Consider the following 19,875-nt stretch of genomic DNA (forward strand, 5'->3'; position numbering starts at 1 on the left):
TGACGCCGAGCTCAGCCCACTGGGCGCGGCGCTGCTCGGACTTCGGGGCGGTGATCAGGGTCTCGGGGTCGGGTGCGAGCGAGCGGGCCCATGACTCGGTGGCCGGCGAGCACGAGCCTGCCGATCGGCCGGTCGGCGTCCAGGGCGTGGGCGTCGCCGGTGGCGCGTGCGGCGAGGATGGGCAGCGCGACGCCGTCGGCCGGGAGGGCGGTCAGGACTGTGGCGGTGTGGGCGGCGAGCGTTCGTGCCGCGGCCGGGTCGCCGCCTGCCAGGCGCTTGAACGCACCGCGCGTATGGGGTCGGGTCCACCAGGCTTCGAGGAAGGCGTTGCCCGATAACGCTTGATCCAGCGGTTCGTATGCGCGGCGCCAGGCCTGTGCCTCGGCCTGGGCGTTCGCCTTGGTGTCCGGGATGGGACCGGTGAGCTCTTCGACGGCGGCGCGCAGGCCGCCGGGGTGGATTCCGGAGGTGCGCACGATCGCGTCGAGTTCCTCGAGGCGCACGGTGAGCGAGGTCCCGCGGCTCGGTGCGCGGCCGAGCAGGGTATCGACGGCGCGGCGTTGCGCGGGCGAGGCCGTGCTCAGGGTGAGGGTGCCGGTCAGCGTCCGTCCCTCTGCGGCGCGTTTGCGGATGCGCTCGAGCAGCCACGAGGTCTCCGGCGTGCCGAGGATGCGGGCGAGCCGGTCGAGGTCCGGTCCGTGCGTGGTCACGCGAAGAGTGCTTCCTGCGTGTTGTCGGCGTCCGGCTGCTCGGGCGCGCCCGAGGCGAAGGATGTGCTGCGCGGTGCGCGGCGGCGTTCGCGTCCGTCCCAGACCCAGGGGGTGACGAGCACGGCGTCGACGCCCTCGCGGCGGGAGAGTTGGGCGATGGCGACGCCGGGCACGGTCGGGTAGCAGGCCCATTCGCGTTCGCTGGTCATCACGACGTCGAGGTCGAAGGAGGCGAGCAGGCCGAGGCATTTGGCCCGCGAGTCGTCGTCGACTCCTGCGAAGGCCTCGTCGAGGGCGATCAGCCGCGGGGCGGTGGGTCGGCCGGAGGAGTAGTGCGAGGAGGCGGCGGCGAACAGCGGGATCGAGGCGGCGAGCACTCTTTCGCCGCCGGAGGCCGGGCCGGTCGCCGGGCGCCATTGGCCGTCCTGGCGGCGTTGGATGGCGAATTCGTGCCAGGCCCGGTAATCGAGGGCCCGGGCGAGCTGGTCGGCCCACGAGTCGCCGGGGCGTTCCTCGCGGTCGGCGGCGATGCGCGCCTGGAGGAACTGTCCGACCAGGGCGCGGTCGGCCGGGGTCCAGACGTCGGCGGACTTGCGCAGCAGCCTGCCGCGCACCGCCTCGAGGCCCTCGGGCGCGGTCTTGGCGGGGTTCCACTGGAAGCGCAGCAGCATGCCGGTGGAGGTCGGGCGCTGTTCGAGGTCGGTGTTCATCTCCAGCACGTGTTCCTCGGCGGCGGCGATCAGCTCCTGCAGGGCGCCTGCGACTTCGCCGACGAGGTGGTTTTCGAGCAGTTCGCGCTCCTTGGCCGACAGCAGGCGGCCGCGCTGCTCGGCGTCCTCGGCCAGGGCGGCGGCGAGCGCGGGCACGTCCTGGGATCGGCCGAGGTAGACGACGTCGACGAGCATGAGCCCGGCGTGCGGGGTCATCCCGACGCTGTGCCCGTGTCGGCCGAGCGCGTCGGTCAGGGCCTTGATCTCGTGGGCGACGCGCTGTTGGATCAGATCCCAGGCCCGGTCCGCGTCGTCGACCGCGTCGAGGTCTTGGTTGATCGCGCGAGCCAGCGCGACGGCCGGGCTCGGCGCCCACTCAGCGTCCAGCGGCGGGTGCTCGCTGCCGGGCAGCGCGGTGGCGAGCAGCCCGGTGCGGGCGAACTCGCGCAGCGCGAGCACGGCCGTGTCCCTCTCCTGGGTGGCCGCCTCGATCTCCCGGCGGATCAGGTCGCGGCGCCCGTCGGCTCGCTCGCGATCGCGCATCGCGGAATCGTGCTCGGCCCGTGTCGCGCGCTCGGTTTGTTCGCGCTCCTGTTGCGCGGCCTCGACCTCGTGCAGGCGGCGGAAGAGTTCTTCCACGCTCGCGCCGATCGTCTCCTGGAGCACGCGGCGGCGTTCTTCGGCGCCGGCGGCTTCGCGTTCGGCGCGTTCGGCCTGCTCCGCGGCGGCGGTGAGCGTCTCGGCGGCGGCGTTCGCTTCCGCCTGCGCGTCGCCGAGTGCCGCGGTGGCCTCGACCGCCGCCTTCGCGGCCGGCCAGAGCGCGGCGAGCGCCGTGCGATAGTCGTTGACCGCGTCGCGGATCCCGGTCAGTGCCTCGCGATCGCTCGGCAGTGCGGTGTCCTGCGCGTACTGGTCCGCCTCGTTCTCGGCGTCCTCCACAGCCTGCTGCCGGTCGACGGCGACGCGCTGGGCCTGCTGTGCGCGCTCGATCAGGGCGCGCAGCAGGTCGTTCTGCGCTGAGAGCCGGGAGTGCGCGTCGCGCAGCGCGGCATCGGAAGGCTGGACGCGCAGGTGCTCGGCGAGCGCTTCGGCAAGCCGGTGCACCTCGTCCAACCCCAGTGCGATCCGGTCGAGCTCGGCCTGGATCTGCGCGCTGTGCGCGGCCAGTTCAGCCAGGCGGGCGCGCCGCGCGGCCTCGCGGGCGCCGTCGCCGATGAAGCACGCTGATTCCTTGCTCCATCGCCCGCGCAGCACGCCGAGCCGGTAGTGGCCGTTCGTGTCGGCCCACGCGGCGTGATCGGATTCGCGTGCGCCGATGGATGCGAGCACGGCCGTCACAACGTGGTCCGGCAGCTCGGCGGCCTGCGGGTCCGCGCGGTCCACGGCGGGACGCAGCAGTGCGGTGAGCCCGCCGTCCGGGGCGGGGGTCGCGGTGGGCAGGACTAGGGCGTCGCCGGAACCGGCCGCATGCAGCACACCGTCGGGGCTGAGCCAGGCATCGAGAATGCCGGCGGCCTCGAGCGCGGCCTCCAGGCCGGCCCGGTCGGCCTCGGAAACGTGCTCGGCGAAGTCCACGGCGCGCCAGAACGCCGCCCCCGGCCGGTCCGCGCGGGCCGGTGCGTCGCGCGTGTGCGCAGGCGTGGGCGCCTGATGCCCGCCCGCCTCCAGCCGTTCGATCTCGGCCGCGGCATCGGCAAGCCGCGCCCGTGCGTCCGTGCGCTGCGCCTCCAGTCCGGCCTCCCGGCGCGTCAGGGCGCCGCTGGTGCGCTGGTGGGCGGCTCGGGCCGCTTCTGCGGCCGGGTTGGCGCCGTCCAGGGTCTCGGCCCACGACTCCAGGTTCGCCAGCACGGCATCCGGGTCCTCCGGACACGTGCCCGGGTGCGCGTGGAACCAGCCGCGATACGCCTCGACCAGCTCCGCGGCGAGCTCGGTGATCCGGGCCTGCGCCGCGGAGACCCTGTCCTGGCCCGCTGTGCGGTCCTCGGCTGCGCGCGAGGCCTCCGCTCGGGCCGCCTTCGCCCGCTCGTGCGCCCGGTCGAGCGCGGCCAGCAGCGACTCCAGGCCCGCGATCGCCCCGGTGCGCTGCTCGACCGCCCGCTCACCGGCGCGCCGCGCCTGCGGGTACGGTGCGGCCTCGCGCTCGGTCTCGGACCACACCGCCGCGTGGTCGATGCCAGCGCGCTCGGCAGTCCGGGACGCGCGGGTACGCGCGTCGTCGAGGGCTGATGCGTCGTTGTCGGATCTGGCCTGCGCGGCGGCGACCCGGCGGGCCCAGTTCTCGGCCTGGTGACGTGCCTGGTCCCGGGCGGCGGCGCGGTCGGCGGCGAGATCGGCGAGGGTGCGGGCGGCCTTGCCCGCCTCCTGCAGGCCGCGCGCCGCGTCCATCTCCGGGCTCCGGTTGAGCGCGTCGCGGGCCGCGGAGAGCCTTTCGCGCTCGGACTCCAGTTCGCCGAGCCGGTCGAGGGCGGAGGCGAGCCGGCCGGCCGCGTCCGTGTACGCGGCGTCCTCCTCGCCCAGGTCCCGGCCCAGGTGCTCGTACTTGCTGTGCGCCAGACGCAGCACGGCCGCCTGCCGTTTCGCGGCCACGCGCGCGTAGCGGCGGTAGTGGCCGAGGAACAGCTCGGCCGCGCGGGCGGTCTCCTGCAAGGCGAGCAGCGCCTCGCGCTCCTCGTCGAGACCGCGGAAGGCCTCGGCGACCTCTCCGATCAGCGCCGGATCGAGCGGCGGCAGCGCCTCGGTCAGCGCCCTCGACAGCAGCTTCTCGTCAGGCTTCTTCGACAGCTGGGGCTGGCGCAGCTGGATCAGCAGGCCGACCAGCGCCTCGTACCGCTCCCGGCCGAGCCCGAACAGCGCCTCGTCCACCGCGCGCCGGTACTCGGTCGCGGTCTCGTACACCAATCCGCGATCGCCGAGCGCGTCCTTGAGCCGATCCCGGGTCGCCGGCACGCGCGTGGCCGAGACCAGCGCGAGGTCCTCGCCGACGCGCCGGTCGGTGACGAAGAACCAGTGCCGCGCGATGCCCTTGCCCTTCACCGCCTTCAACCCGCACCCGATGGTGCGGTAGTGCGCCTGGCCATCCTCGTCCAACCTACCGAACTCCAGCCAGGTGTATCCCGTGCGCTCGTCGTTCGGGTGCTTGCCGCCGAGCAGCAGGTTCCACTCCATCCGCTTCGCGCGGTCTCCGTCCGGCTCCACCCGGTTCGCGGCGAGTTCGCCGTCGAGCAGGAACGGCAGGGTCAAGGCGAGCACCTTGGACTTGCCGGTGCCGTTGTTGCCGCGCAGCAGCAGCCGCCCGTCGTGGAAGCGGAACTCCTCGTCGTCGTAGTAGAAGATGTCCACCAGGCCGGCGCGCAGCGGCTGCCAGCGGGGACGCGCGGGACGCGGCAGATCGGGGTTCGTCGGTTCAGTCATCGCGAGCGGTCCTTGCGAGCGGTCTTGGCGCCCGGGACCGTCACGCGCGGCGCGGCCAGGGCATAGCGGTGGATCGCGGGCTTCGCGGCGAACAGTTCGTCGCCCGCTTCCCCCGAGACCTCGATCAGATCGAGCGCGAGCAGGCGGCGCAGCGCGGCGTCGACCAGGTCTCCGGCGGCGGCCGGGTCAGTGGCGGACTTACGCCAATACTTACCGTGCTCGGCGGCCAGCGCACGCACCAGCCGCGCCAGTTCGAAGCGCGAGGCGGCACCGCCCTGCTCGGCCAGATGCGCCGCGATCAGCAGCGTGACATGCCCCTCGGTGCCCTGCTCCGGCATCCGCACGTCGGTCAGCTCGTCATCCGGATCGACCATAGCCACCCCCTCGGCACGCAGCTCAGGCACCAGCCCGGTCAGAGCATTGATACGCGCGGTGATGGCCTGGCGCTGCCGGACCAGGTAGTCGCGCTCGTCCTCGTCGAGCTCGGCGTAGTAGACGACCGGGTCGTCGAGCAGGCGGCGGGTGAGCCGGTGCCGAAGAGCACGAAGCCGCGACTCGTCGGTGTCCGGGCGCGGCTCGGCCGTCAACTCGGCCAGACGCTGCTCGAAGCCGCCCGCCCGCACACCGGACGGCGCGCGCGTCGTCGCGAGCAGCCCGGACAGCACCCTGCGTCGCACGTCGTAGAGCACGTCGTTCTCCGCCTGGGCGACGAACGCCTCTTCATCGCCGTGCACCCGTTCGAGCACCTCGAGATCCAGCAGCAGCCGCACCGCCGCCACAAGGTCGGAGCGCTCCTCCCGCCGCTCGAGCCGGAAGTCGATCCCGGCCTCGGTGAACGCCGGGTCGGCCATGCCCGTGATCACCCCGTCGGCCAGCCGACCGAGGGTGATCTGGCTGTCCGACCGCTCGAGCACGGCCAGCGCGAGGCACAGCAGCACATAGCGGCGCCGGGTGAACGCGGTCTTGGTCTTCGGGGCCACCGCGGGCCGGGACGCGTCGTCCAGCCGCGCCGGCGTCTTGAGCAGCCGCGCGGTCTGCGCATCGACCGACAGGCGCCAGCCGGTCTCCGCGGCGAACCACGCCGTCAGCTCCGCCGCATGCTTGCGCACCAGCCGGAACTCCTCGCAGCCGACGTGCAGCAACGGCCGGGCCAGCAGCGCCCGCGCCGCCTTGACCCGCTCGGCTCGCACATCCGCCGCCAGTGCCGCGGATCGCGGGCCGGCCAGCACCGCCCCGTCTCCGGCGGTCGCCGCCAGGTCCGCATCCGTCACGCGCCGCCTCCGGAGCCGACGAGGTCCAGAATCTCGATGACGTGCTCGGGGCCGGACAACACACCGTCGTCCGTCGGGACTTCGACGATCTTCGAGGCGTCCACCAGCTTCAGACGCACCTGCATCGATCCGTCCCCGGTGACGGCCGAGCACTCCGCCTCTCCCGGCGTCCGCGCGGCGAGCGCGTCGCCGAGCACCGCCAGGAACAGCCGGAACGCCTGCCGGTCCAGACCGTCCGGCCCGGCGAGCTCGGACAGGAGCGTCGGACCGTCCGTGGCCAGCCGGGTCCGTGCCGCAGCCGTCTGCGCCGCCTCCAGTTCGGCCTGCTCGGCCAGAAGCGCGCGGGCCGCGGACCGGTCCGCCACCCGATTCGGCGAGCCGCGCCGCTCGTACGAGCCGGTCTCGCGCAACCGGGGGCTGATCCGCAACGGCGGCGCCTGCTCCCACGGCGTACTGGGCGAAGGCGCCTCGCGCTCCCACAGCTCCTCGGTCTCCCCGTCCACGCTCAGGTGCCGCGCCGGACCGAGCGCGAACGCCGCTCGCCACAGCCGGTGCGCATCCTCATCGGAGGGTGCCTCTGCGAAGAAACGGGCCAGGGCACGGAAGTCGGCGGACCGGTCCACCCGCCCGCCGCGCCGCTCATTGAGCGCCGAGACCGTGTTCACCAGATTCGTGATCGCGCTCACCGCGCTCGCGCGCAGCAGCTTGGCCTGCGAAGGATGATGCGCGCCACGCGAGATGAACCAGTCCGTGAGCCCCCGCCAGCGGTTCTCCCACCCGGCAAGCGCCGCGGCGGCCGCCACCGTCAGCGCACCATCCTCCCACTGCGAGCGGTCCACATCACCGTCGCCGTCGGGCACCGCGTCAGCCGAGCCATCGGGCACCGCGTCCGCGGCCTCGCGCCGTGCCGCGAGCGCGAGCAGCCGCTCCACTCCCGCATCGCCCACGCGGCCCAGCAGGTCGGCGATCTGCGCGCCCCGGTTCGCCAGATCCGCGATGAACCGCTCGATATAGCCGATCAGCCGGTCCTTGTAGGCGATGAAGGCCTCTTCGTCACCGTCCTGGAAGTCGATCGTGCGCCGCAACGAGGCCATGAACGCCTCGGCGTTGTCCGCGAGCGAGGTGAACCGGTCGACCAGACCGAGCAGCGCGAGGTGCACCTTCGCCGGATCCGGATCGGCCTCCCGCGCCAGCACGAGCAGCGACGCGAGCTGTTCGGCGATATCCTCCAACGCCACCGCCTGCAACTGGCCGCGGTGACCCAGCGCCTGCTCGTACGCCGCGATCGCCGCAACCGCGGCCTGCCCGTGCCGGGTGAGCTGATAGAGATAGCGCGCACGATGGAAGTCCTCCACCGTCGTCACCCGACCGGTATCGGCGTCGGCATGCAGGTTCCCCCACGCCACCAACTGCTCGAGACCACCCGAAACCGCCTCGATCGCCACCGGCGCCGCACCGGCCTCCCGCCGCAGCTCGGCCAGTACGTCCTCCGGCCGCAAATGCACCGTGAACCGAGCCCTGGCCTGTGCGAACACGCCCAGAATACGCCCGTACAACGCCGCGTTCGGCGTGCTGAGGTAGGCGAAGGGCTGCGGCTGACCCGTCGGGGTCGATGAAGACGCAGGTGCGGTACTCACAAGGTCCTATTGTTCCGTACTGTCGGAGCGCCGGACCCGGTTTCGCGGAGATCGACGACGGTGCCGACGAGGTGGATCGGCTATCCGGCCTGCCGGACGCCGGCTTACGAGGCGGCGGCGCTGGCTACCCCGGGCAAGTCCGCGAACCGCGCCTTCGCGTCGCGGGAGACCACAGTACGGCCGGTTTCCACGGCGTGCGCGGCGATGATCAGGTCGTGGGCGCCGCGAGGCTGACCGGTGCGCCGGATGTGGGCGAGCAGGCGGGCATGGTGGTCGGCCGTCCTGCGCGTGTACTCGAGGACCTCGACCTCAGCGAGAACGACGTCCAGCCAACGCGAGCGGGCCGCGGCGCGTTCCACGCTGTCGGCCATCTCGATCCCGACCCTGTACTCGGCGAGCGTGACGGCCGCAATCGACAACTCGTCCTCGCGCAACGCGGCCCGGTCGATCGTGCCGCGCTCGTAGGCGATCAGGACGTTGGTGTCGAGGATCAGGCGTCGGCCCACGGGTCGGTCCCCTCGTTGACCACCAGGGCCACGGCCTCGGCGACATCGTGTTCGAAGTCCTCATCCAGCGGGGGCAGTCCGGCAGCGAGCAACGCGGCCTCCAGGTCCGCCCCCGTGCGTCGCCGTGCCGGGGCGACCTCCGCGATCGGCTCATTGCCGCGGGTGATCCGGACGGTCTCCCCGGCCGCGATCAGATCGAGCAGACCGGAGAAGTTCCGGGAAGCTTCGGTCGCGGTCATCGTTCGCATGGAATCAGACTATCAGATTCCGCCCCGGCCGCCATCGGTCCACATCGCACACCTCACGCCGACCGTCGCCCTCCCGCGAGCGGGGACCGCCGGGAGGGGCGCGAACGATCGCGCCGGACGTCGGACGGGAGGCACGCGGGAGGGACCGGCCGTGACATGCGGCAAAACGGAACGGCATCTCACGGGCAACGTCAACGGCGAATCGGGACAGCCCGGCACGGAACGGCACACGAACAATGTATTGGAATATCAAGGTGCAGACTTTTAATCCTTGGGTTGTGGGTTCGAGTCCCACGCGCCCCACACCCGGCTCGACGCAGTCGGCCGCGACCAGCAGAGCTTTTCTGCTGGTCGAGGCCATATTGTTTGCACAAGGCCTTCATTGTCCGATATCAACCCAGTCCCCCCACCCTCTCCATAGGGGACCGGTCGGCAACGGGTGCCACCGTCTCTCCAGGTGACTGCGGCTTATTCCTCGGCTACGTTTTCGCGGCGGCCGCCCACTTGGTCGCTCCATCGGACTCGGCAGGGTGCCTTGGACCGCTCGACCAGCTCCTCGATCTTCTCCAGGAACGGGTCGATGCCCATCGGGCGCGCCATATGCGAACGGGTCGCCGCCGTCGCTCGCAGCGCGACGTACCTGGCCACCGTCTTCAGATCACAGCCGGCCAGCTCCGCACATCCACCCGGCGGGATTTCTGATAGCCGCCCACGAGGAGAAGCCGTGGCCGCCCGGAGGGATCAACCTGTCCGCATACACGGATCTCGCCGTGGCCGCCGAGATCGAAATTCGCCGTGCTGTCGACGCTTTCGATGGCTCGGGCTTCGAACCAGACCAGTTCGGCGACTTCTTGGGCGCAAGACGGCCCCGTGTGCGTGCGCCGGAAGAGGCCAACGGGAACCGGTAGACCTTCGTGGTCTGTGAGTTGCCGATCTCGAAAACCGTATGGTCCAGTCTTGTCCACGCGCCGATCGGCCTGCCGGGGCTCCCGTTGCCCAGCAGCGTCCGAGAGCTTGAGGTTGCAGTCGTCGTTCCGGGAGCGTATTCGCCGAGCGGTCTGGGCCGACCTGAAGCGCCGCGCCCGGGGGCGAAGGACACAAGAGCTTCCGATGCGGCTTCCGATGCGGCTTCCGACTCGGTGACCTCCCCGCCGCTCGAACCCTCGGCCCTGTGCGCGGCGGCGAACCATTGCGCGTGTTGGATGCTGGTCCTCCTCAGCACCTCCACCAGTTCCTTGACGCGCTCGAGTCATTGCATCTGGAGCGGACGCAGTGGCCCGAGCGCACGAAACGCCACCTCCAGCCATTCGACCTGGCGCACCTCGAGCACGCGACCGATCTCCCTCATACGGACAAAACGCCGATCCCCGCGGCTTTTCCTAGATTCCCGGCAGAAGTCGTGTCAACCCGAGCGCAGTTCGCACATCAGTCGCCTGTTTTCGCTGGTCAGCGATGGAGCGTCGGCCGCAGGCATCTAGGAGTTCTAGTCCTCCGGTCGTTCTGTGCCGTTCGTGCAATCGCTGGAACTGCGTGACCTGCACGCAAGAGGCTTGCGCGCAGGTCACAGGAGGGCGGCTTGCTCAGCTCTGCGTCAGGGCGATCAGCTGCGACGAGCCGTTGGGCATGCCGGCGATGTCGGCCGACGCGACTGGCACGGTGCTGTTGGGGGTCGGCAGTTGCGCCCAGCCCTGTTGCTGCCAGGAGCCGTTCGCGTTGCGCACGTCGTGGTAGATCTTGGTGCTATTGCCGACGGGAACGACGTCGACGAACTGCGAGGAGCCGTCGGGCATAGCGGTGATGGAGATTGCTGTCGAGCTCACCGGAGCGCCTATGCTCGCAAAGCCCTGGGGCTGCCAGGAGCCGTTCGCGTAGCGGATGCTGTGATACGCGGGCACGGTGGTGCTCGGCGTGATCGCGACGATCTGTGCGGAGCCGTCGGGCATGCCCGCGATGTCTGCGCTCGTGAAGTAGACGTCCCTGGATATGACGTCGACAGCCACGACCTTCCAGCCCTGCCAGGAGCCATTGGCGAACCGGATGTTGTGCTTCAGAACGCCGCCGTAAACCCCGATCAATTCCGAGGATCCGTCGGGCATGCCGGTGATCTTCGCATCCGACACGATGTAGGGGTCTGCGATTAGGCCCCAGCCGTGTGACTGCCAGGAGCCGTCGGCGTTGCGGATGTTGTGCCAGACGGCGCCGGTAGTGGTTTCCTCGACGATCTGCGCGGAACCGTTGGGCATGCCTGCGATGTCGGCGTTCGTCACCGTGACGCCGGGCTGGTTCAGTGCGTCCCAGCCCTGCCAGGCGCCGGTGGCGGAGCGGATGTTGTGCTCGAGAACGCCGCTGGAGGTGACGCCGACGAACTGCGTGGAGCCATCGGGCATCGCGGTCTCGGAGACATGCTGGAACCCGGTGGAACCGCCGGGGATTCCCCACCCCTGCGGTTGCCACGTGCCGTTGGCGTTGCGGACGTCGTGATACATCGTGCCGCCTGCCGTCGTCGACGCGGTTGCGTGAGCTGCGGCAGGCACCAAACCCATCACCGAAACCGCGAACGCAACCGCGGCAGCCCTTTGACGCTTGCGCAAGGAATCCCCCACTCGAAGAAGAGATACGTGCTCGGGCGCCGAAATCCACCGACGATCGTGGCGACGCCATACCCGCGAGCGACTCTAGTCAGCAGGCAAATCCCTGACTATGGAGACACCGTCACGGCATCGTCACAGAGATCGGCTCGTTGCGGGGCCTTTGGGTCACCTCCCGGCAGTCCCACCGTCCGGCGTTGAAGCACGCTGTCTCGCGATGCTGCGCATGCTGGAGCAGAGCCCACCTGTGCCATTACCGGCGTGATCACATGTCGACAGCAGGGTCGGCGCGTTCCCGTCTGCTGCAGGCGGCTGCTGGCCAGCCCTATATGCAGAGCGGCGCCCGGACGACCGTCCGGGCACCGCTTCGATCTGCCTTTTGGGAAATGAGCCGCTACATATCAGCTGTTCTCAAATACCCCGAAGGCGTCGATGATGACCTGGGTGCTTCCGCTCCCGCCGAAGTAGAGCCCGATATCGTAGCTGCTGTTCTTCGAGTCGTACGTTATTCCGGGCGGGACGATCACGAGGTTGGGCACTGTCTGTCCCTTCCCGAAGTTGAGGTTCGACGTCGACGGGAGTAGTCCCGGGTCGGCGTTGTCGAAGGGGTAGACGGCCAGGAAGCCGCCGCCCGTCGGCTGGGTCACGGTCGCGTTGAGCACTGCGGCGGTGATGTACGCGTTCTGGGTGAGCGGGAGATACCCGACCGTGTCGGCCGGTAGGGGCCCGCCGCCCTTGCGTGTGTCGAGGATGCGCTCAGGGACTGACAGCGGGAGATATCCGCCGTAGCCGCCAGCGGCGGTGAAGTAGCCGAACACGTCTGCCACCAGATCGACGGACCCGCTGCTGTTGTTGTGGAACACGACCTCGCCTGAGGCGCCGAGCGGGACCATCGCCATGTTCGCCACGGTCTCGCCCGCGGAGAAGTTCAGGTTCGAGACGGTCGGCAGAGACTCGCCGGCCGGGTAGGCGGTGAGTACACCGCCTCGCGCCGTGTTCGTCACCGTGAGGTTCAACGCGGCCGCGGTCACCCCGGACGAGGGGATCTCGGTGAGGTTGGCGCCCTCGATCTTCAGTGTCAGGTTGCCGTTTGCCGGGATCTTCGCCACGGTCGCCGTGCCGATCGCCTTGCGGGTGTCCAAGACCCGGATCGGCGTGATCGCCACGTACTCGTCGGCGACCTGCTGCATGAAGTAGCCGGAGACGTCCGCGACGACCTGGGTCGTGCCGCTCGCGGCGTTGTAGAAGTCGACGACCCCGTTCGGACCGACCGGTGCGACGACTAGATTGGGGACGGTCTCCCCTGCCCCGAAGTTCAGGTTCGATGTGCTGGGAGCGGCAGCGGACGCCCCGCTGGCGGTTTCATCCCCGTAGACGGTGAGATGGCCGCCTGCACTCGGCTGGGTCACGGTGACGTTCAAGATGACCGCCGTGATGCCCGACGGAATCGTCGAACCCTTCGTGCCGGCGCCGACCACCTTCAGCTTCAGTGTGCCGTTCGAGGCTACGGCAGCCTTGGCTGCGCCCAGCCCTATACGGGTATCGAGAAGGCGGACCGGGCCGTACGGCGTGTATTCCGAGCCTGCAGTCTTCACTCCGGACACCGAGTTCGAAGCGAGATCGTTCTTGCCATCGGTGGCGTTGGCCGTGATGCTGTACGTGCCTGGGTCGCTGTAGGTGTGCTGAACCGTCCCGGTGCCTGTCGCGTTGAATGACTCCGACTGGCTTTCGCCGTCGCCCCAGTAGATGGCCATTCCCTCGCTTGGACTGGTAAGTGTGGTGTCGCCGGTGACCGTATAGGTGAGCGTCACGGAGAACGCGCCGGAGTCCACGACTGAGAACGCGACGGCCAGGTTGGGGTTCGGCCCGGTGAACTGAACAGCGCCGCGCGTGTTGTACGGCGAGACTCCGTAGTAGTCCGAACTCAGGGCGCCCGGCGCGCTCGCGTTCGCTGTGCCGTCGACAGGCGTCTCATTCGTCGGAACGATCCCAAGCGGAAAATTGCCGTCGGGGAATCGCATGTACGAGCCATCGAACGTTGAGAACTCGTCGAGATCGTGTGCTCCTTGGCTGGACGCCGCCTCGAACGCTGCGATAGTGCCGAAGCTCGTACCTTCCCAGCTGTACGGGTCGTTCGCCTCCGTCGGCTGCGGATCGAAGTAGTTGTAATCACTGGTGGTTCCGGCGGAAGCCGAAGTGGCGACAGTGATGTTCGGGGCCCAGCCGTACCCGTTCTTCAGACAGTAACTCTCGTCGATGATGCGGGGGGACTGCGGAGCCACTTCGACGACGTTGTTCTCGATCGAGACACCGCTCGACGCACCCTCGATGTCGACGGCTCCCGCGCAGCTCGGCAAGATCGTGTTGCCGACGATATCGAGGCCCGCGACCCCCGTCGCGACGATCGGCAGATTACTGATCACATTGCTCGCCAGATCGACATTCTTCGCACCGGCCGCGATATCCACCGCCGTCAGGCCGGTGCCCCAGCCTTTGGTGTCCAGAAAACTGCGGCTGATGGTGACGTTGCTGGAAGCGCCGTCGATGGAGACCCCGTTGCCGGGGTAGGTGCTCCCGCCGATGAAGTCGGAGTCCAGTGTGATGCCGGAGGAATTCTCGATCACGACAGCGGCGGGATTCCCGGACGACATGATCATATTGCTGATCTTCACGTCGGACGCGCCGTCCAGCGTCAGCTGGTCGACCCACGAGGTATCTGTGGTGCCGACGAGTGTCAGTCCGGACGTCGTGATCGTTACCGCAGGTGAGCCAGTCCCGCTGTGGACGGATCCGACGTCGATCGTGTCGCCGGAGGCGGCAGCGTTGACCGCGTCCTGGAGACTGCAGTACGGACTCGCCTCGGTACCATTGCCGGTCTCCGTGGAACACGACGAGCCCGACAGCGAGTAAATGGTCGTGCCAGATCCAGTCGTCGCGACAGTCCGTGAGACTGCGGACATGTCGGCTGCCACCGACTTTTGCAGCCGGAAGGATTTTCCTGCCGGAGTGCTGTAGGTCTTGAACCCGGCAGCTTCCGCCAGAGAGGTCACTGCGGCGGTCTTGGCCGGGCTCAACTGCTTCGCTCCGGCCGAGGGCGATGGTGTCACAGCCTCGGCGGCGATGGGTGCGAGTGCGACGGCAACGGATCCGGCCAGCGCAGCGGGTATCAAGAATCGGCGGCGCAGCACCGTGTCCCTCCCCAGGGTTCTCCGCGGACAGCTCGCGGAGCATTGAGAACTAAGGCAGTCGAAGCTACTGCTCATGAGAGTGCCGTTCAACTGCCGTCACAGTTCTGGAACGTACGTGCCGGCCTTCGGGAGGGACCAAGTACCGTCTACGGCGCGCCCTCGTGGCGGCGGTTTCGGTAGTGGCCCGCACTCGACGGCCATGACTGGCTTTGCGCACTCTCCCGCAGGTCGCCAGCAGCGCCACCTGCATCTGTAAGCCTGCGAGTGTAACAACTGGTACACGACGTCCGCTGGCCTCTACGTCGCGTCGCCGAGCGCGCGTATTGTCGCTGCTTGGGTCTCGTGAGAGATCTTCATGAAGGATCTTCCTGCGAGGGATCCTCATGGCGGGGCATCGGAAATCAGAGGTGGGGGGACATGCGTCCTCGTGTTGTCGCCGTGTCCGCGGCGACGCTTCTCGCGGCTGCCTCCGTGGCGCCGGGGACGGCGCAGGCGGCCGGGCAGAACGCGCTCTACGTCAACGGCGGCAGCTCGGCCTGCACGGACTCCGGGCCCGGGACGTTGGCCGCGCCGTTCTGCTCCATCCAGGCGGCGGCCGATGTGGCGAATCCGGGCGACGTCGTCGTCATCTCGGGTGGCACGTACGCGTCCGGGGTCACGATCACGCGCTCCGGTACCGCGTCGGCTCCGATCGTCTTCACCGGTGCGGCGCGGGTCACGACGATCGGCGAGGGGTCCACCGCCTCGTCCGAGTTCACGCTCTCGGGTGCGAGCTATGTCGAGATCGAGAACCTTGAGATCTACAGCGGCTCGTCCGCCGCGGTGACCGTCAACGGCGGCGCCGATGACACCTTCGCAAAGGACGTGTTCACCAGCGTTGCCGGGCCGAATACGGGTGGGCCGACTGCGTTGCACGTCACGGGCGGTGCGTCGGGTGTGACCCTCCAGGATTCCACGGTCTACGACGGAATCGCGGTGGACGGCGGCTCGACCGGGACGGTGGTGACCACGAACGTGGTCGAGGGCGCGGACAGTACACCGATCTCCGTACAGGGGGCGAAGAACACCGCCATCACCAGCAACACGGTCGAGGGCTGCAGCCCGGGAATCGCGGTCACGGGTTCGTCGGCCGGCACGAGTATCGAGAACAACGTCGTCACGGTCCTCGAGGATTCGCGCTGCCCGGCCGCCTCCGCGCAGTACGGCGTGCAGGTCGATGCGAGTTCGGCAGCCGGCACGACGCTGGACTACAACGACGTCTATGGCGGAAGCAGCGGGACGGCCTATTCCTGGGGCGGTACCGCCTACCCCACCGCCGCGGGGCTGTTCTCCGCTGTGGCGCAGGGCAAGCACGACTACAACGGCGCCGACGGCGGTGAGCTCGCCGAGGGCTCGCCGGTCATCAACTCCGCCGACTCCGCCGCGATCGGCGAGCAGCCGTTCGACGTCAACGGCGATCCGCGCGTGATCGACCCGCTGGTCACGCCGACCGGCGCCGGGCCGTACAACTACTACGACCGGGGTGCGACCCAGTTCCAGGACCCGTACACGGCGACCGCGAACAGCTCGTACACGCTGTCGGCGACCAAGATCCCGCTTGGCGCGACGGTCACCGCGCATGCCGTTCTCGCCGACACCTGGGGCGACAGCTTCACTTCGTACGAGTTCCTTTTCGGCGGCAGCGCGCAGCCCGTCGTGAGCTCCACGCCGACGGAAACCTTCACCCCGACCACCGCCACGACCTACTGGACCGCCGTTCTCGCCGCGACCGCGGGCAGTTCCACGTACCACCAGCTCTCCGGGGTCGCCGACCAGTACGTCTCCGTCGTCGCACCGCAGCCGCTGGTAGCGGCCGAGGCTCTGACGGCTAGCGGCGAACTCGGCGTCATCGCCACCGACTACGGCACGACGGACGCGTGGAACATCTCCAGTGCCACGTTCGACTTCGGTGACGGCACGAAGCCCGAGACGGTCGCGGACCTCGCCCAGGCGCAGCACACCTACGCCAAGCCGGGTACGTACACGATCACCGAGACGGTCACAGACGCGGGCGGGAACTCGGCGACGACGTCCTCGAAGTTCGCAACCGCCGAACCCCAGCCCGGCACGCTGGGTTCCGTCGTGAACGGAGGCGGAGTCCCGGCCGGATCCACCGGCATCGCGCAAGCCGCCATCGGCGGCGCCGGCTCAGGCGCAGAGATCCTCGCGGCCACCACCAGCGGGCAGGCCGAGTTCTCCAGCAGTGACTTCAACGCCGTCTGGCAGCCCTGGCAGACCCTGAGCCAGCCGGGCGTGACGGTGAAGTGGGTCGGCCTCGCGGGCATGCCGAACGGCTCCACGCAGCTGATCGAGGTCACCTCCGCGGGCAGACTGCTGCACACGATCCGCAACGCGAACGGGACGTGGCAGTCCAGCGGCTGGGGCAGCCCCGCCGGATCCACCGGATTCGCGCACGCGGCGATCACGGCCATGCCCGACGGATCCGCGCAACTCGTCGCGGTCACCACGTCCGGCGTGTTGATGCACAACATCCGCTTCGCCAACGGCTCCTGGCAGGGTTGGCGCGCGCTCAGCCAGCCCGGCACGACGATCATCGACGCGAGTATCGCCGGCAAGCCCGATGGCTCCTCCCAGATCGTGGAGGTCACCTCCGGCCGTGTCATGAAGCACACGATTCGCTTCTCCAACGGGTCGTGGCAGAAGCAGGGCTGGGGCTCGCCGGCCGGGGCCACCGACATCGTCCAGGCCTCCATCGCCACCGTCGGCGCCGGGTCCACGGCGATCGCGGTGACCAAGGCCGACGGCACCGGCGAGACCACCTATCGGAACTGGGACGGCTCGTGGACCGGATGGCAGCAGGCTGACATATCCCCCGCGCCCTCGATCACCGACTTCGAAGCCGGCTGGGTTCCGAACGAGAACGTCCTCTTCATCGCCGTTTCCGGCGGCTGAGCCGACCACCAGACCAGGAATACGAGGTGGGGGACATGCGTCCTCGCGTCGTCGCCACGTCCACGGCGACACTCATCGCCGCGGCCTCGCTCTCGCCGATGGCGGCGCAGGCGGCCGGGCAGAACACGATCTTCGTCAACAGTTCCAGTTCGGCATGCACCGACTCGGGCACCGGGACTGTCGCGGCCCCGTACTGCACGCTCCAGGCGGCCGCCGACGCGGCGAATCCCGGTGACGTCGTGAACGTGGCGCAGGGTACGTACGCGCCCGCCACGATCACCCGCTCCGGCACCGCGTCCGCGCCGATCACCTTCACCGGCAACGGTGTGCGCAACGCCATCGGGAGGCTGGCCTACGCGGCGACCATCTCCGTCGACGTCAGCGGCGCGAGCTACCTGAAGTTCCAGAACTTCGACATCATGCCCGGGAGCAGCGCCGCCGCCGCGGTGGTCGACGGTGGTTCCGACATCACGTTCAGCACCGACTGGTTCCAGGCCGCGACGCCCGCGGAGCCCTCGCTGCACGTGACCGACGGCGCGTCGGCCGTGACCGTGCAGGATTCCATCTTCTACGAGCAGATCCTCGTCGACGGCGGATCCTCCGGCACGATCCTCACCACGAACAGATTCAGCGATCTCGCCTCGAATCCGATCTCCGTGGTCGGCGCCGCGAACACGGCCATCACCAGCAACACGGTGTACGGCTGCGGACCGGCGGTGTCGGTCACCGGCTCGGCGACCGGGACGAGCATCGAGAACAACGTCATCGGCAATCCCGCTACGTCCTCGACCACGACCTGCCCCGCGCCGGCGCAGGCTGAGGACGGCATCCTGGTCGACGCGAGCTCCGCGTCCGGCACGACTTCCGACTACAACGACGTGTACGCGACGGGCTCTGCCTACGACTGGGCCGGCACCACATACGCGTCGGCCGCAGCGCTCTACGCGGCGGCAGGTCAGGCCCAGCACGACGACAACTCCCTGCTGGGTACCGAGACGACCGAGCATTCGCCGCTGATCAACTCGGCGAACTCCGCGGCGATCGGCGAACAGCCGCTCGACCTCAACGGCAATCCGCGCGTGATCGATCCGCTGGTGACGCCCACGGGCGCGGGACCGTACAACTACTACGACCGCGGCGCCATCCAGTTCCAGGACCCGGTGACGCTGACCTCGAGGAGCATCACGGCCTCGGCGACTCAGGCCCCTGTGGGCGGCGTGGTCACTCTGCATGCCTCAGCGACGGACACGTGGTCCAGCAAGTTCGACTACCAGTTCCGGATCAACGGCAGCAACGGCACGCTGATCGACGGCGGGACGAGCGGTACCGCGACCGCCTCTTTCAGCACGCCGGGCGACTACGCTGCTTACCTGTACCTCGCCCCAACCAACGGCTCGCCGACCCCAGTTACACCGGCGGCCTATGTGCAGCTCGTCGTAGTCCCCGCCGCGCCGCTCGCGCCGCAGATTAGCGCGACCGCGGGTCCGGGACCGTACGACGTCATCGTCGCCGACTCGGGCACGACGGATGCATGGAACATCACCGGGGTCACGTACGACTTCGGCGACGGCACGCCGACGCAGACCGTCGCCACCGGGGCGAGCTCGACGCACACGTACGCCAAGGCCGGAACGTACACGATCACCGAGACGGTCACAGACGCCGACGGGAACAAGGCCACGACCTCGACGAGGTTCAGCACATCCGCACTGACCGCCGGAACACTGATCAACCTCGGCAGCGCACAGACGACCGACGTCCCCGCCAACTCCACCGGAATCGTCCAGGCGGCCGTCGGCTCGCTGCCCAACGGCACCAGCGATCTCGTCGCGGCCACCACCGCCGGGACGGTCGAGTTCGCCACCGGCAACAAGAACGGCACCACCTGGCAGTCCTGGCAGCAGCTCAGCCAGCCGGGAGTGACGGCGAGGTGGGTGGGGATCGCGGGCATGCCCAACGGCTCCTCCCAGCTCATCGAGGTCACATCCACCGGCAGCCTGCGGCACATCGTCCGCAACGCCAACGGCACCTGGCAGTCAAGCGGCTGGGGCACCCCGGCCGGTTCCACCGGGTTCGCGCACGCGTCGATCACCGCCATGCCCGACGGCTCGACGCAGCTTCTCGCCGTGACTACCTCGGGCGTGCTGATGCACAACATCCGCTTCGCCAACGGTTCCTGGCAGGGTTGGCGGGCGCTGAGCCAGCCGGGCGTCACGATCGTGGACGCGGGGATCGCCGGGATGCCCGACGGCTCCTCGCAGATCGTCGAGGTGACCTCCACGCAGGTGATGAAGCACGACATCCGCTACGCCAACGGGCGCTGGCAGCCGCAAGGCTGGGCCGTCCCCGCCGGCGGCACCGGGATCGCCGGGGTCTCGATCGCCGCTCAGCCCGCGTTCAGCAGCACGAGCACCTCCCTCGGCGCGGTCATCTCGGCCGTCACCACGCAGGGCGGCGTGCTCATCGGTATGCGCGAGGCCAACGGCTCGTGGTCCGGCTGGCAGAACTGGAGCGGCACGGCCACTGGACTCGGCAACTTCGGCACCGCCGCCAACGTGACCGACGCGACCCAGCACGATACGACGTTCCTGAACTTCGCCGTGGCAGGAGGCTGAGCAGCGAATCGGTTGCCGCCGCGCCCGGCCTGCGGTGTG

The 19,875-nt window shown here is 69.4% G+C and carries 11 protein-coding genes and 1 pseudogene; 2 read left to right on the forward strand and 10 right to left on the reverse strand.

Annotation, left to right across the window (positions count from 1 at the left end; translation table 11 throughout):
- Positions 1-11: 11 nt before the first annotated feature.
- From KDK95_RS00195 to KDK95_RS00235, 10 genes and pseudogenes are all read right to left on the reverse strand, one after another.
- On the reverse strand, positions 12-710 hold the full coding sequence (locus KDK95_RS00195) for a TIGR02679 domain-containing protein (RefSeq protein WP_212515866.1): 699 nt from the start codon (positions 708-710) through the stop codon (positions 12-14).
- On the reverse strand, positions 707-4,831 hold the full coding sequence (locus KDK95_RS00200; RefSeq protein WP_212515867.1) for a TIGR02680 family protein: 4,125 nt from the start codon (positions 4,829-4,831) through the stop codon (positions 707-709). The genes KDK95_RS00195 and KDK95_RS00200 overlap by 4 nt, the downstream gene beginning before the upstream one ends.
- On the reverse strand, positions 4,828-6,102 hold the full coding sequence (locus KDK95_RS00205) for a TIGR02678 family protein (protein WP_212515868.1): 1,275 nt from the start codon (positions 6,100-6,102) through the stop codon (positions 4,828-4,830). The genes KDK95_RS00200 and KDK95_RS00205 overlap by 4 nt, the downstream gene beginning before the upstream one ends.
- Positions 6,099-7,739: a TIGR02677 family protein gene (locus KDK95_RS00210; RefSeq protein ID WP_212515869.1), complete on the reverse strand. Its 1,641-nt coding sequence runs from the start codon at positions 7,737-7,739 to the stop codon at positions 6,099-6,101. Before KDK95_RS00210 ends, KDK95_RS00205 begins: the two co-directional genes overlap by 4 nt.
- 104 nt (positions 7,740-7,843) lie before the next feature.
- Positions 7,844-8,245 (reverse strand): PIN domain-containing protein, encoded by a 402-nt coding sequence (locus KDK95_RS00215; protein ID WP_212515870.1) that lies wholly within the window; start codon positions 8,243-8,245, stop codon positions 7,844-7,846.
- Positions 8,230-8,484, reverse strand: coding sequence for a type II toxin-antitoxin system Phd/YefM family antitoxin (locus KDK95_RS00220; protein WP_212515871.1), 255 nt, complete (start codon positions 8,482-8,484; stop codon positions 8,230-8,232). Before KDK95_RS00220 ends, KDK95_RS00215 begins: the two co-directional genes overlap by 16 nt.
- A 531-nt stretch (positions 8,485-9,015) precedes the next feature.
- Positions 9,016-9,171 (reverse strand): annotated as a pseudogene (locus tag KDK95_RS38050) (IS21 family transposase); the annotation flags it as partial.
- The gene (locus KDK95_RS00225) at positions 9,147-9,458 is read right to left on the reverse strand and encodes a hypothetical protein (RefSeq protein ID WP_212515872.1); all 312 of its coding nucleotides are present in this window, start codon (positions 9,456-9,458) and stop codon (positions 9,147-9,149) included. The pseudogene KDK95_RS38050 and the gene KDK95_RS00225, both read right to left, overlap by 25 nt.
- A 615-nt stretch (positions 9,459-10,073) precedes the next feature.
- Complete coding sequence (locus KDK95_RS00230; RefSeq protein ID WP_212515873.1) at positions 10,074-11,096, reverse strand: PLL family lectin; 1,023 nt, start codon at positions 11,094-11,096, stop codon at positions 10,074-10,076.
- A gap of 386 nt (positions 11,097-11,482) precedes the next feature.
- Complete coding sequence (locus KDK95_RS00235; protein WP_212515874.1) at positions 11,483-14,269, reverse strand: hypothetical protein; 2,787 nt, start codon at positions 14,267-14,269, stop codon at positions 11,483-11,485.
- Positions 14,270-14,686: 417 nt separating this feature from the next.
- Between KDK95_RS00235 and KDK95_RS00240 the strand changes: the two genes are divergently transcribed.
- Complete coding sequence (locus KDK95_RS00240; protein WP_212515875.1) at positions 14,687-17,221, forward strand: right-handed parallel beta-helix repeat-containing protein; 2,535 nt, start codon at positions 14,687-14,689, stop codon at positions 17,219-17,221.
- Positions 17,222-17,256: 35 nt separating this feature from the next.
- A complete protein-coding gene (locus KDK95_RS00245; protein WP_212515876.1) occupies positions 17,257-19,836 on the forward strand; it encodes a PKD domain-containing protein in 2,580 nt (859 codons plus the stop codon).
- Positions 19,837-19,875: the final 39 nt, after the last annotated feature.

Origin of the sequence: Actinospica acidithermotolerans (assembly GCF_018139625.1) — a bacterium.
Lineage (GTDB): Bacteria > Actinomycetota > Actinomycetes > Streptomycetales > Catenulisporaceae > Actinospica > Actinospica acidithermotolerans.

Excerpts from the sequence above, each read along its gene's own strand:
- KDK95_RS00200 (WP_212515867.1), bottom strand. The coding sequence starts at position 4,831 with ATGACTGAACCGACGAACCCCGATCTGCCGCGTCCCGCGCGTCCCCGC.
- KDK95_RS00220 (WP_212515871.1), bottom strand. The coding sequence starts at position 8,484 with ATGACCGCGACCGAAGCTTCCCGGAACTTCTCCGGTCTGCTCGATCTG.
- KDK95_RS00240 (WP_212515875.1), top strand. The coding sequence starts at position 14,687 with ATGCGTCCTCGTGTTGTCGCCGTGTCCGCGGCGACGCTTCTCGCGGCT.
- KDK95_RS00245 (WP_212515876.1), top strand. The coding sequence starts at position 17,257 with ATGCGTCCTCGCGTCGTCGCCACGTCCACGGCGACACTCATCGCCGCG.